This is a genomic window from Allobosea sp., from assembly GCF_017308075.1.
Lineage (GTDB): Bacteria > Pseudomonadota > Alphaproteobacteria > Rhizobiales > Beijerinckiaceae > Allobosea.
The window spans coordinates 68,337-82,091 of sequence record NZ_JAFKFX010000038.1; the positions used below are offsets into that span (position 1 = coordinate 68,337).

8 protein-coding genes are annotated in these 13,755 nt (G+C 66.9%); 3 read left to right on the forward strand and 5 right to left on the reverse strand.

Annotated features, from left to right (window positions below; genetic code table 11):
* The first annotated feature begins 152 nt into the window (after window positions 1-152).
* The gene (gene gltB, locus J0J10_RS19775) at window positions 153-4,871 is read left to right on the forward strand and encodes a glutamate synthase large subunit (protein ID WP_465247227.1); all 4,719 of its coding nucleotides are present in this window, start codon (window positions 153-155) and stop codon (window positions 4,869-4,871) included.
* Window positions 4,872-4,875: 4 nt separating this feature from the next.
* Window positions 4,876-6,300, forward strand: a complete 1,425-nt coding sequence (locus J0J10_RS19780) for a glutamate synthase subunit beta (RefSeq protein WP_291648495.1) — start codon at window positions 4,876-4,878, stop codon at window positions 6,298-6,300.
* Between the two features lie 157 nt (window positions 6,301-6,457).
* Here J0J10_RS19780 and mutT read toward each other — a convergent pair whose 3' ends face one another.
* The 5 genes from mutT to J0J10_RS19805 all read right to left on the reverse strand — a co-directional run bounded on the left by mutT (window position 6,458) and on the right by J0J10_RS19805 (window position 10,529).
* Window positions 6,458-6,862 carry an 8-oxo-dGTP diphosphatase MutT gene (gene mutT / locus J0J10_RS19785; RefSeq protein ID WP_291638584.1) on the reverse strand — a complete coding sequence of 135 codons (405 nt, stop codon included), beginning with the start codon at window positions 6,860-6,862 and terminating at the stop codon, window positions 6,458-6,460.
* A 6-nt stretch (window positions 6,863-6,868) separates the two neighbouring features.
* Window positions 6,869-7,378 carry a carboxypeptidase regulatory-like domain-containing protein gene (locus J0J10_RS19790; RefSeq protein WP_291648497.1) on the reverse strand — a complete coding sequence of 170 codons (510 nt, stop codon included), beginning with the start codon at window positions 7,376-7,378 and terminating at the stop codon, window positions 6,869-6,871.
* Window positions 7,375-8,301 carry a DMT family transporter gene (locus J0J10_RS19795; RefSeq protein WP_291638586.1) on the reverse strand — a complete coding sequence of 309 codons (927 nt, stop codon included), beginning with the start codon at window positions 8,299-8,301 and terminating at the stop codon, window positions 7,375-7,377. The genes J0J10_RS19790 and J0J10_RS19795 overlap by 4 nt, the downstream gene beginning before the upstream one ends.
* Complete coding sequence (argJ, locus tag J0J10_RS19800) at window positions 8,285-9,535, reverse strand: bifunctional glutamate N-acetyltransferase/amino-acid acetyltransferase ArgJ (protein ID WP_291638587.1); 1,251 nt, start codon at window positions 9,533-9,535, stop codon at window positions 8,285-8,287. Before argJ ends, J0J10_RS19795 begins: the two co-directional genes overlap by 17 nt.
* 142 nt (window positions 9,536-9,677) lie before the next feature.
* Window positions 9,678-10,529, reverse strand: a complete 852-nt coding sequence (locus tag J0J10_RS19805) for a peptidylprolyl isomerase (protein WP_291648499.1) — start codon at window positions 10,527-10,529, stop codon at window positions 9,678-9,680.
* A gap of 327 nt (window positions 10,530-10,856) precedes the next feature.
* On the opposite strand from J0J10_RS19805, the gene secA reads away from it, so the two are divergent.
* Window positions 10,857-13,700, forward strand: coding sequence for a preprotein translocase subunit SecA (gene secA, locus J0J10_RS19810; RefSeq protein WP_291648594.1), 2,844 nt, complete (start codon window positions 10,857-10,859; stop codon window positions 13,698-13,700).
* The last annotated feature ends 55 nt before the right edge of the window (window positions 13,701-13,755 follow it).

Sequence of the window (13,755 nt, forward strand, 5' to 3'; positions counted from 1 at the left end):
GGGACTACAAGGCGCAAGCGACCTTCGAAAACGAGACGAAGCCGGCCCGTTCCTCGCCAAAGCGAGCAGGGCGGACCGGCCGAGGCACGAAACCGTGTGAAACCTTGACGGGCGCTGGCGCTAGCCGGCCCCCTTCGGCAGCGGAGTTGACGATGCGCGAACGCAACGGATCGAACCTGGTCACCAGGCCTGCGGTCGAGAAATCCCTCGAGCGCTTCCCTGTTGTCCGCGACCCCGCCATGCCGGAGCGCCAGGGGCTCTACGATCCGTCGAATGAGCATGATGCCTGCGGCGTCGGCTTCATCGCCGACATGAAGAACCGCAAGAGCCATGCGATCGTCGCGCAGGGCCTGCAGATTCTGCACAATATCGACCATCGCGGCGCCGTCGGCGCCGATCCCAAGCTCGGCGACGGCTGCGGCATCCTCACCCAGATCCCGCATCGCTTCTTCAAGGAAGAATGCGCGAAGATCGGCATCGAGCTGCCCGAGCCCGGCCATTACGCCATCGGCCAGTTCTTCATGCCGCAGGACGCCGAGAACCGCGCCGTCTGCGAGGAGATCGTCGCCCAAACCGTCGAGGAGGAAGGCCTGATCTTCCTCGGCTGGCGCGACGTGCCGGTCGACAACAGCGACCTCGGCGAAGCCGTCAAGGAAACCGAACCGACCCATCGCCAGATCTTCGTCGGCCGCCCGGCCGAGATCTCCGACGAGGACGATTTCGAGCGCAAGGTCTACGTCCTCAGGAAGTCGGTCTCGAACAAGGTCTACAAGCGCCAGGATCGGGCGACCGCGACCTATTACCCGGTCTCCTTCTCCTGCCGGACCATCGTCTACAAGGGCATGGTGCTGGTCACCCAGCTCGGCTCCTATTTCAAGGACCTGACCGATCCGCGCTTCGAGAGCGCCCTCGCCCTCGTCCACCAGCGCTTCGCCACCAACACCTTCCCGTCCTGGCGCCTCGCCCATCCCTACCGGATGGTCGCCCATAACGGCGAGATCAACACGCTGCGCGGCAACGTCAACTGGATGGCGGCCCGTCAGGCCTCGGTCGATTCCGAGCTCTTCGGCGCCGATATCTCCAAGCTCTGGCCGATCTCCTATGAGGGCCAGTCGGACACCGCCTGCTTCGACAACGCCCTCGAATTCCTGGTCCAGGGCGGCTACTCGCTCGCCCACGCCATGATGATGCTGGTACCCGAGGCCTGGGCCGGCAACCCGCTGATGGATGAGAGCCGGCGCGCCTTCTACGAATACCATGCCGCGCTGATGGAGCCCTGGGACGGTCCGGCGGCGATCGCCTTCACCGATGGCCGCCAGATCGGCGCGACGCTCGACCGCAACGGCCTGCGCCCGGCCCGCTATCTCGTCACCGATGACGGGCTCGTCGTGCTGGCCTCGGAGTTCGGCGTGCTGCCGATCCCGGAGGAGAAGATCGTCCAGAAGTGGCGGCTCCAGCCCGGCAAGATGCTGCTGCTCGACCTCGAAGAGGGCCGCATCATCGGCGACGACGAGATCAAGCAGAGCCTCTGCCAGGCCAATCCCTACAAGGACTGGCTGAAGCGCACCCAGATCGTTCTGGAAGAGCTGCCGCCGGTCGAGGCCCGCGCCTCGCGCACCGACGTCGCCCTGCTCGATCGCCAGCAGGCCTTCGGCTACACTCAGGAAGACACCAAGATCCTGATGGCGCCGATGGCGGTGACCGGACAGGAAGCCGTCGGCTCGATGGGCACGGACACGCCGATCTCGGCGCTCTCCTCGAAGTCGAAGCTGCTCTACACCTATTTCAAGCAGAACTTCGCCCAGGTCACCAATCCGGCGATCGACCCGATCCGCGAAGAGCTCGTGATGAGCCTCCTCTCCTTCATCGGGCCGCGCCCGAACATCCTCGATCTCGAGGGCACCTCGCGCCGCAAGCGCCTCGAAGTGCGCCAGCCGATCCTGACCAATGACGATCTCGAGAAGATCCGCTGCATCGGTCATTACGAGGATCGCTTCGACACCAAGACGATCGACATCACCTATCCGGCGCGCGAAGGCGCGAACGGCATGGAAGGCGCGATCGCGCGGCTCTGCGAGCGCGCCGAGGCGGCGGTGCATGGCGGCTACAACATCATCATCCTCTCCGACCGGCAGGTCGGCGCGGACCGCATCCCGATCCCGGCGCTGCTCGCGACCGCGGCCGTCCATCATCACCTGATCCGCAAGGGCCTGCGCACCTCTGTCGGCCTCGTCGTCGAATCCGGCGAGCCGCGCGAGATCCACCACTTCGCCCTGCTCGCCGGCTTCGGCGCCGAGGCGATCAACCCCTATCTCGCCTTCGAGACCATGGAGGCGCTGCTCGAGGCCGGCGAGTTCCCGCCGGAGGTCGACGCCTACGAGGTGGTCAAGCGTTTCATCAAGTCGATCGGCAAGGGCCTGCTCAAGGTCATGTCGAAGATGGGCATCTCGACCTACCAGTCCTATTGCGGCGCCCAGATCTTCGACGCGGTCGGCCTGCGCTCGGAGTTCATCGACGCGTATTTCCGCGGCACCATCTCCTCGATCGAGGGCGTCGGCCTCGCCGAGATCGCCGAGGAGACCGTGCGCCGCCATCGCGACGCCTTCGGCGACTCGCCGGTCTATCGCGATGCGCTCGATGTCGGCGGTGAATACGCCTACCGCATCCGCGGCGAGGACCATGCCTGGACGCCGGAGAACATCTCGCTGCTCCAGCATGCGGTGCGCGGCAATGCCCGCGACAAGTTCAAGGCCTATTCCGACCTGCTCAACGACCAGAGCCAGCGCTTCTCGACCATTCGCGGCCTGTTCCATTTGAAGATGGCCGAGGAGCTCGGCCATCAGGCTGTGCCGCTCGAAGAGGTCGAGAGCGCGGCCTCGATCGTCAAGCGCTTCTCGACCGGCGCCATGTCCTTCGGCTCGATCAGCCATGAGGCGCATTCGACGCTGGCGCTGGCGATGAACGCGATCGGCGGCAAGTCGAACACCGGCGAAGGCGGCGAGGAGCCGGAGCGCTTCGTGCCGCTGCCGGACGGGCGCTCGATGCGCTCGGCGATCAAGCAGGTCGCCTCCGGCCGCTTCGGCGTCACCACCGAATATCTCGTCAATTCAGCGATGATGCAGATCAAGGTCTCGCAGGGCGCCAAGCCCGGCGAGGGCGGCCAGCTGCCCGGACACAAGGTCGATGCCCGCATCGCCAAGGTCCGGCATTCGACCCCGGGCGTCGGCCTGATCTCGCCGCCGCCGCACCATGACATCTACTCGATCGAGGATCTGGCGCAGCTGATCTTCGACCTGAAGAACGTCAACCCGGCGGCCGACGTCTCGGTCAAGCTGGTCTCCGAGCTCGGCGTCGGCACCGTCGCCGCCGGCGTCGCCAAGGCCCGCGCAGACCACATCACCATCGCCGGCTATGAAGGCGGCACCGGCGCCTCGCCGCTGACTTCGATCAAGCATGCCGGCTCGCCCTGGGAGATCGGCCTCGCCGAGACCCACCAGATCCTGGTGATGAACAAGCTGCGCGGCCGCATCGCGCTGCAGGTCGATGGTGGCCTGCGCACCGGGCGCGACGTCGTCATCGGTGCGCTGCTCGGCGCCGACGAGTTCGGCTTCGCCACCGCGCCGCTGATCGCCGCCGGCTGCATCATGATGCGCAAATGCCATCTCAACACCTGCCCGGTCGGCGTCGCCACCCAGGATCCGGTGCTGCGCAAGCGCTTCAAGGGCCAGCCCGAGCACGTCATCAACTTCTTCTTCTTCCTCGCCGAGGACGTGCGCGAGATCATGGCCGCGATGGGCGTGCGCAGCTTCGACGAGCTCGTCGGGCGCTCCGACTGGCTCGACAAGAAGCAGGCGATAAACCACTGGAAGGCCAAGGGGCTCGACTTCGCCCGCATCTTCCACAAGCCTGAAGCCGGCGAAGGTGTCGCCATCCGCAATGTCGAGCGCCAGGTCCACCCGATCGAGTCGGTGCTCGACCGCACCCTGATCGCCAAGGCCGGCGCCTCGCTCGACAGCGGCGCCCCGGTGGTGATCGAGAGCACGATCCGCAATGTCGACCGCTCGACAGGCGCGATGATCTCCGGCGAGATCGCCAAGCGCCACGGCGCGGCCGGCCTGCCCGAGGATGCGATAACGGTGAAGCTCACCGGCACCGCCGGCCAGAGCTTCGGCGCCTGGGTCGCCGGCGGCCTGACGCTCGACCTCACCGGCCAGGCCAACGACTATGTCGGCAAGGGCCTGTCCGGCGGCAAGCTGATCATCCGCCCCGACCCGAAGTCGCGCACCGTCGCCGAGGACGCGATCATCGTCGGCAACACCGTGCTCTACGGCGCGATCTCCGGCGAGTGCTATTTCCGCGGCGTCGCCGGCGAGCGCTTCGCGGTGCGCAATTCTGGCGCGATCGCGGTGGTCGAGGGCACCGGCGACCATGGCTGCGAATACATGACTGGCGGCGTCGTCGTCGTGCTCGGCCAGACCGGCCGCAACTTCGCGGCCGGCATGTCCGGCGGCATCGCCTATGTGCTCGACGAGGACAAGAGTTTCGCCAAGCGCTGCAACCTCTCAATGGTCGATCTCGAGCCGGTGCCGGAGGAGGAAGAGCTGACCCAGCGCCTCTACCATCACGGCGGCGACCTCGAGTTCAAGGGCCGCATCGACGTCATGGCCAACATGTCGGGCTATGACGCCGAGCGTCTGCACCAGCTCATCGCCGACCACCTGAAATACACCGGGTCGGCACGGGCACAGGCAATTCTGGAGAACTGGGCGGAGTACCTGCCCAAATTCGTCAAGGTCATGCCGGTCGAATATCGGCGGGCGCTAATGGAAATCGAGCGGGCCCAGGCCGGCGTCTCGGTCGCGGCGGAGTGAGACGATGGGCAAGGTAACCGGCTTTCTTGAAATCGACCGGCGCGACCGGAAGTATCTCCCGGCCTCCGACCGGATCAGGAACTACAAGGAGTTCGTGATCCCGCTCGGCGCCGAAGCGACCCGCGACCAGGCGGCGCGCTGCATGAACTGCGGCATCCCGTATTGTCACAATGGCTGTCCGGTGAACAACCAGATCCCGGACTGGAACGACCTCGTCTACAACGACAAGTGGCGCGAGGCGCTGCTGAACCTGCACTCGACCAATAACTTCCCGGAGTTCACCGGCCGCGTCTGCCCCGCTCCCTGCGAGGCGTCCTGCACGCTGAATCTCGAGGATACCCCGGTCACCATCAAGTCGATCGAATGCGCCATCGTCGACAAGGGTTGGCAGGAGGGCTGGATCAAGCCCGAGCCGGCCGCGGTCAAGACGGGCAAGAAGATCGCCCTGATCGGCTCCGGTCCCGCCGGCCTCGCCGCCGCGCAGCAGCTCGCCCGCGCCGGTCACGAGGTCCATGTCTATGAGCGCCAGGCCCGCGCCGGCGGCCTGCTCCGTTACGGCATCCCCGACTTCAAGATGGAGAAGTCGCATGTCGAGCGCCGGGTGAAGCAGATGGAGGCCGAAGGCGTGGTCTTCCATTACGGCGTCAATGTCGGCATCGACATCGACCCGCAGGAGCTGCTCGCGCAGTACGACGCCATCGGCCTGACCGGTGGCGCCGAGAAGCCGCGCGATCTGCCGATCGAGGGCCGCGACCTCGACGGCGTCCAGTTCGCCATGGACTTCCTGCCGCAGCAGAACCGCCGCAATGGCGGCGAGCCGGAAACCACGGGCAATGCCAAGCCGATCCTCGCCGGCGGCAAGCATGTCGTCGTCATCGGCGGCGGCGACACCGGTTCCGACTGCATCGGCACCTCGGTGCGCCAGGGCGCGCTCTCGGTCACCCAGATCGAGATCATGCCGCAGCCGCCGGAGAAGGAGAACAAGCAGCTGACCTGGCCGAACTGGCCGCTGAAGCTGCGCACCTCCTCCAGCCATGAGGAAGGCGCCGAGCGCGACTTCGCCATCGGCACGCTGAAGTTCTCGGGCGAGAACGGCAAGGTCAAGCGCCTGCATTGCGCCAAGGTCGATGCCGGCTTCAAGCCGATCCCGGGCACCGAGTTCGACCTCAAGGCCGATCTCGTCCTGCTCGCCATGGGCTTCGTCTCGCCGGTGCATGACGGCCTGCTCGCCAGCCTCGGCGTCAAGCTCGACGGGCGCGGCAATGTCGAGGCCAACATGCTGGCCTACAAGACCTCGGTCGAGAAGGTCTTCGCCGCCGGCGACATGCGTCGCGGCCAGTCGCTGGTGGTCTGGGCGATCCGCGAGGGTCGCCAGATGGCGCATTCGATCGACAAGCACCTGATGGGCGAGACCATCCTGCCGCGCTGAGCAACGCGCCGTCATTCCGGGGCAGGCCGAAGGCCTGAGCCCGGAACCCATGAACACCCAGGGCCTCGAAAAGGCTGGTGCCGATCGCGCCTCTCACGGCAGGCGTGGTCATGGGTTCCGGGCTCGCCGCTGCGCGGCGTCCCGGAAAGACGCGCTCCTACGCCCCCAAAAGATCGATCAGATGCGGGATCAGCGGCTCGTCGGCCGGTGGCATGGCGAGCTCGCGCAGCTTGCTCGCACGCAGCCATTTCAGCGCCTGGCCCTCGCGCGAGGTCACCGTCCCTTCCCAGCGCCGGCAGATATAGAGCGGCATCAGGAGGTGGAATTCGGGATAGGCGTAGCTGGCGAAGGTCAGCGGCGCGAGGCAGGCTTCCTTGACCTCGATGCCGAGTTCCTCGGAGAGCTCGCGGATCAGTGCCGGCTCCGGCCGCTCGCCGGCTTCGAGCTTGCCGCCCGGGAACTCCCAGAGCCCCGCCAGGGCCTTGCCCTCGGGGCGCTGGGTGACGAGGACGCGGTTATCGGAATCGACCAACGCGCAGGCGACGACGAGCAGCAGTTTCACGAAGCCTCATTTTCCCGAAAGGATGACCCGCACCGGCTCGGTTTCCCTGCCGGTCAGCGTCACCTCGTCATAGACCGAACCGCCCTCGCGGAAGAGCGCGTCCTCCTCGCCCCAGATCACCTGGGTGGTGACGAAATAGCGACCCGGCGCCACCTTGTCGAAGGCAAAACGGCCATTCGCCTCTGCCTTGGTGGTGCGCGTGTATTCGGCGTAGCGCGGATCTGGTTCCTCTTGCGGATAGCTCGCGGCGAGGATGAACTTGGCGCGGCCATAGAGGCTGGCGAAGCGCTGGCTCGCATAGGCGGTCGCCGGCACCAACCGGACCACCTCGCCGGCCGCGTTGACGACCTGGCCCTTGGCGCGCGTGCGGAAGGCGTGCCCGGTGATCACGCCGGCTCCCGGCTTGCGGATATAGGCCGCCTCCTCCGGCGAGAAGGACGAGCTCGCCGCCGGCCGCCGCTCGACGCAGGCCCCCAGCAGGGCCGCCAGGCCCAGCACGCACGCCGCAGCTTTCATCCCGCTTTCGCCCCCGCCGGCGCCGTCGTCACGAAGAAGACGCCTGCGAGGATGATGACGCCTCCGATGATCTGCCGCAACTCCAGCGTCTCGCCGAGCACCAGCACACCCATGACGGTAGCGACGACCGGTACGAGATAGCCGGTCATCGCCGCCCGGGTCGGCCCAGCCGCACGGATCAATCGCATGAAGAACGCCACCGGCATCGCCGTCGCTAACACGCCGAGCGCCAGCGCCGCCTGCCAATGCGGCGTCAGGGCCAGAAGCGCGCCCCAGCCGGAGAAGGCCAGCGTCAGCAGCAGTGCCCCGCCGCCGGAGACCATCTGCTGGCCGAGCGCCAGCCGGATCGGATCGCCTGCGCGCGGCGGCACCGCGCGCGTATAGAGATTGGCGCAGGCATAGGACAGCGTCGCGCCGACCATGGCGAGCAGGCTGAGCGCCGTGCCGCCGCCTTCGACCAGGCGCGGCCCGATCAGGATGGCGACGCCCGCCATGCCGACCAGTATGCCGCCGAGCCGGCGCCGGCTGAGATGTTCTTCCGAGAACAGGAAATGCGCGAACAGCGCCGTGACCAGCGGGCCTGCCGCCTGGATCATCGCCGCCGGGCCGCTGGCGAGCTGGATCAGCGCATAGGCGACGAGCACGTTCGGCAGCCAGCCATTGCAGGTGCCGAGCACGAGCCAATGACGGAGCTCGTGGCGGCGCGGCAGCGGGCTCTGGCCGCGCGCCGCAACGAACAGCGCCAGCGTTACAGCGCCGAGCAGGCCACGGCAGGCGGCGATCGCCCAAGGGACGACGTCGCCGGCCATCAGCTTGATGAACAGGTAGCTCGAACCCCAGAGGAAGGAGCAGACGGCGAGGTTGCTGACGATGAACGTCTTGCTCGGCCCCACCGGCCGCGCGGGCTCAGGAGCGATAGTCACCATTGATCTCGACATAGGCCTTGGTCAGATCGCAGGTCCACACGGTGGACTTGCCTCGGCCAAGTCCGAGGTCGGTGGTGATGACGATGTGCTCGCCCTTCATGTAGTTGGATACGGCGACCTCGTCATAGGACGGTGCGCGGGCGCCCTGCTGCGCCACCATGATCCCGCCGAAGGAGATGTCGAGCCGGTCGCGATCGGCCGGCTCGCCGGCCTTGCCGACCGCCATGACGATGCGGCCCCAATTGGCGTCCTCGCCGGCGATCGCGGTCTTCACCAGCGGCGAATTGGCGATCGAGAGCGCGACCCTCTTGGCCGAGCGCGACGAGGCGGCGCCCTGCACCCGGATCTCGACGAATTTGCGGGCGCCCTCGCCATCCTTGCAGACGAGATGCGAAAGCTCGAGCAGGAGCGCGTTCAGCGCCCGCTTGAAGCCGGAGAGACGGGGATCGGCGGGATCGCTGATCGCGGGCACGCCGCGCGCCGCGGCCTTGCCGGTCGAGAACAGCATCAGCGTGTCCGAAGTCGAGGTGTCGCTGTCGACCGTGATCGCGTTGAACGAGCCCTTGACGCCCTTGCCGAGCAGGGCCTGCAGCACCGGGGCGGCGATCGGCGCATCGGTGAAGACGAAGGAGAGCATCGTCGCCATGTCGGGCGCGATCATGCCCGCCCCCTTGGCGATGCCGGCGATGACGACCTCGTGCCCGTCGATCTTGGCCTTGCGCGACACCGCCTTGGGGAAGGTGTCGGTGGTCATGATCGCCTTGGCGGCATCGAGCCAGGATCCGTCGGCCACGCGAGAGGCACAGTCAGCCAGCACGCCCTCGAACTTGGTCGCGTCGAGCGGCTCGCCGATCACGCCGGTCGAGGCGATGAAGACCTGCTCGGGCTTGCAGCCGGCAGCCTTGGCCGCGATCTTCGCGGTCAGTGCGACGGAATCGCGGCCCTTCAGGCCAGTGAAGGCGTTGGCGTTGCCGGAATTGACGACCACGGCCCGGGCCGTGCCCTGGGCGAGATTCGCCCGGCACCAGTCGACCGGCGCGGACGGGCATTTCGAACGGGTGAAGACGCCCGCGGCCTGAGAGCCCTCGTCGAGCAGCACCAGCAGCACGTCGGTACGGCCCTTATAGCGGATGCCGGCTTCCGCCGTGGCGAAACGCACGCCCGGCACCGCCGGAACCTTGGGCTGGCGCTTTGGCGCGAGCGGGGAAACGGGAACATCCTTGCCGGCCATCGGGGCGTCTCCTTTTGAGGCGCTTCGATGTGCCGCAGCAGCGTGCGGAAAACAAGCAGGCAATGCCGGCGTGCAGATCATGCCCGGGCCGGCTCCGGGGCATTTCGGGCGCCCCGCTTGCGAGGCGCCCGCCTGTCTTGCCTCAGGGCTTCTTCGGCTCGGCCGGCACAGCCGGAGCCGGCGTCGCCGCCGGCTTGTCGAGACGCTCGACCTTGGCCTTGTCGCGCAGCCCGACGATGATGTCCTGCTGCGCCTTGCGGACCAGGTACTGCTCGATCTGCGGCTTGACCTCGTCGAAGGTCGGCAGCGGCTTGGTCCGCTTGTCCTCGAGCTTGATCACATGCCAGCCGAACTGGCTCTTCACCGGCTCGGAGAGCTGGCCCTTCTCGAGCTTGAAGGCGGCCTCGGCGAATTCCGGAACCATCCGCTCCTTGGCGAACCAGCCGAGATCGCCACCTTCCTTGCCCGAACCCGGGTCCTTGGAGAGTTCGGCCGCAACCTTGGCGAAGTCCTCGCCCTTCTTCAGGCGCTCCAGCGCTGCCTTGGCCTGCGCCTCTTCCGGCACGAGGATATGGCGGGCGTGGACCTCCTCCTCCGGCTTCAGCGTCTTGACCGTGTCTTCGAACAGCTTCTTCGCGGCCTCGGGCGTCGCCGCCTTCTTGGCCTCGGTCGTCAGATACTCGTCGAGCAGGAGCTTGTTGCGATTATAGGCCATGCGCTTGGCGAAATCCGGCCCCTCGCCGATCTTGGCGGCGGCGGCGGCGCGGGCGCCGAGCTTGAGATCGACCAGGAAGTTGATCAGCTCCTCGCGCTTGCGCTCCTCCGGCATCTGGGCGGTGCGCTCGCCGAGATCGTCGGCCGCGAGCGCGAGCTCGCTCTCGGTAATCTCGATGCCGTCGACCTTCGCGACGACCTTGTCCTGCTGCGCGAAGGCAGGCGCAGCTGCAGCCAGCACGAGGCCGAGCGACAGCGTGGCGAGACGGGAAACAACCATCGGGTGTTGGCCTTTCGATGAATGGCGCTAAAAACGGATCGGCTGGCTGAGTGCCAGCAGATCACGGCCTTGGCAAGGCACAGCGCGCGCGTCGCTGCGACCGGCGCGCTTCTGCGTCACCCCGCCGCCTCTTGGCAGGGCCGCGGCCGGCCCCCACATGCGCTGCGTCGCATCGGCTGTCGCGACGACCACCTTCACAGCAAGCGCGCGCTGGACCGCGCGCCCGCACGCGTCTAAACACGCGCGTGATTTCAGGATTATCCGCTTTCGGCCGCGCCCGCCTCGTGCCGGGTCCTCCAGCCGGAAGCGCCCATGGAAAGACCGGACATGCTTGGCGCGCTCGCAAAGAAACTCTTCGGCTCGTCGAACGACCGGCGGGTCAAAGGCTACCAGCCCCGTGTCGCCGCCATCAACGCGCTCGAAGCCGAGGTCGCGAAGCTCTCCGATGATGAGCTGAAGGCCCGCACCGAGACCTTCCGCAGGCAGATCGCCGAAGGCAAATCGCTCGACGAGCTGCTGGTTCCCGCCTTTGCGACCGTGCGCGAGGCCGCCAAGCGCATCCTCGGCCAGCGCCCCTATGACGTTCAGCTGATCGGCGGCATGGTGCTGCACGAGGGCGCCATCGCCGAGATGAAGACCGGCGAAGGCAAGACCCTGGTCGCGACGCTGCCGGTCTATCTCAACGCACTCGCCGGCAATGGCGTGCACGTCGTCACCGTCAACGACTACCTCGCCCGCCGCGACGCGGAATGGATGAGCCGGATCTACAATTTCCTCGGCCTCAGCGTCGGCATCATCGTGCACGGCCTCGACGACGAGGAGCGCCAGCGCGCCTATGCCTGCGACATCACCTACGGTACCAACAACGAGTTCGGCTTCGATTATCTGCGCGACAACATGAAGTACGAGGTCGCGCAGATGACCCAGCGCGGCCACCATTTTGCGATCGTCGACGAGGTCGACTCGATCCTGATCGACGAGGCCCGCACCCCCCTGATCATTTCCGGCCCGCTCGACGACAAGTCCGACCTCTACGTCTCGATCGACAAGGTCCTGCCGGGGCTGATCCCCGGCGATTACGAGGTCGACGAGAAGCAGCGCACGGTAGCGCTGACCGAGGCCGGCAACGAGCATATCGAGGAGTTGCTGCGAGCCGCCGACCTGCTCAAGGAGGGCGATCTCTACGATTCCGCCAACGTCACGCTGGTCCACCACGTCAACCAGGCCCTGCGTGCGCACACCCTGTTCACCCGCGACAAGGACTACATCGTCCGCGGCGACGAGGTCGTCATCATCGACGAGTTCAGCGGCCGCATGATGCCGGGGCGGCGCTATTCGGAAGGCCTGCACCAGGCGCTCGAGGCCAAGGAGGGCGTCACCGTCCAGCCCGAGAACGCGACGCTGGCCTCGATCACCTTCCAGAACTATTTCCGCCTCTACAAGAAGCTCGCCGGCATGACCGGCACCGCCGCGACCGAGGCCGACGAGTTCGAGCAGATCTACAAGCTCGAAGTGATCGAGATCCCGACCAATGTCCCGGTGGCCCGTATCGACGACGATGACGAGGTCTACCGCACCTTCCCGGAGAAGGTGCAGTCGATCATCAAGGAGCTGGAGCGCGCCAGCGAGCGCCTGCAGCCCGTCCTGGTCGGCACCGCCTCGATCGAGAAATCCGAGATGGTCGCCGAGATGCTGATCGCCGCCGGCTTCAAGCAGATCGACTTCACCCAGCCTGGCGCGCTCGACAAGCTCTATTCCGCCGCCCGCTCGGGCAAGAGCGCCAAGCAGTTCGCCGTGCTGAACGCCCGCTTCCACGAGCAGGAAGCCTTCATCGTCGCCGAGGCCGGCGTGCCCGGCGCGATCACAATCGCCACAAACATGGCCGGCCGCGGCACCGACATCAAGCTCGGCGGCAATGTCGAGATGCGCGTCGCCCATGAGACCGCCGGCATGGAGGACGGGCCGGAGAAGCAGGCCAAGATCAAGGAGATCGAGGCCGAGGTCGCGCGCTTCAAGGAGATCGTGCTCAACGCCTCCGAGGCGATCGAGCTCGAGCCGGCCAAGGGCTCGCGCCCGGCCAAGACCATGACCCGCCCCGGCGGCCTCTACATCATCGGCACCGAGCGCCATGAGAGCCGCCGCATCGACAACCAGCTGCGCGGCCGCGGCGGCCGCCAGGGCGATCCCGGTCGCTCCAAGTTCTTCCTGTCGCTGCAGGACGATCTGATGCGGATCTTCGGTTCCGACCGGATGGACGGCATGCTGCAGAAGCTCGGCCTTCAGGAGGGCGAGGCCATCGTCCATCCCTGGATCAACAAGGCGGTCGAGAAGGCGCAGGGCAAGGTCGAGGCGCGCAATTTCGACATCCGCAAGAACATCCTGAAATACGACGACGTCATGAACGACCAGCGCAAGGTCGTGTTCGAGCAGCGCCGCGACTTCATGCGCGAGGCGAGCGTGCGCGAAACCATCGACGACATGCGCCATGGCGTGGTCGAGGACACCGTCTCGCGCCGCATTCCCGAGGAGGCCTATCCCGAGCAGTGGGATGCCGCCGGCCTGCGCGAGGACGTCGCGACCTATCTCAATCTCGACCTGCCGATCGAGGACTGGGCCAAGGAAGAAGGCATCGCCGACGCCGAACTGCGCGAGCGCATCCGCAAGATCGCCGACGAGGACTATGCCGCGCGCATCGAGCGCAACACCGAAGAGGTGATGACCTATGTCGAGAAGCAGGTGCTGCTGCAGACGCTCGACCATCTCTGGCGCGAACACCTCGTCACCCTCGACCATCTCAGGCAGGTCATCGGCTGGCGTGGCTATGCCCAGCGCGACCCGCTGAACGAGTACAAGCAGGAGGCCTTCGAGCTCTTCGACGGCCTGATCGGCCGCCTGCGCGAGCAGGTCACCGGCAATCTGATGCGCATCGAGGTCCGCTTCGACGCGCCCGAGCAGGGCGGCGGCGGCTTCGATCAGCCCGGCGGCGAGCTCCCTGCGCCCCCGGCCGGTTTCTTCGGCGGCCAGTCGCAGTTCGCCGCGATCGAGGGTGACATCGCCGTCGCCGAGCGCGACCCGAACGACCCCGCGAGCTGGGGCAAGGTCGGCCGCAACGAGCTTTGCCCCTGCGGCTCCGGCAAGAAGTACAAGCACTGCCACGGCCAGTTCGTCTGAGCCGTCCCGCAGGCGCTGATCTAAGCGAAAAGCTCCGGCCCATGGGCCGGAGCTT

Coding starts and splice junctions, on each gene's coding strand:
- gltB (WP_465247227.1), top strand. CDS start 153: ATGCGCGAACGCAACGGATCGAACCTGGTCACCAGGCCTGCGGTCGAG.
- J0J10_RS19780 (WP_291648495.1), top strand. CDS start 4,876: ATGGGCAAGGTAACCGGCTTTCTTGAAATCGACCGGCGCGACCGGAAG.
- J0J10_RS19790 (WP_291648497.1), bottom strand. CDS start 7,378: ATGAAAGCTGCGGCGTGCGTGCTGGGCCTGGCGGCCCTGCTGGGGGCC.
- argJ (WP_291638587.1), bottom strand. CDS start 9,535: ATGGCCGGCAAGGATGTTCCCGTTTCCCCGCTCGCGCCAAAGCGCCAG.
- J0J10_RS19805 (WP_291648499.1), bottom strand. CDS start 10,529: ATGGTTGTTTCCCGTCTCGCCACGCTGTCGCTCGGCCTCGTGCTGGCT.
- secA (WP_291648594.1), top strand. CDS start 10,857: ATGCTTGGCGCGCTCGCAAAGAAACTCTTCGGCTCGTCGAACGACCGG.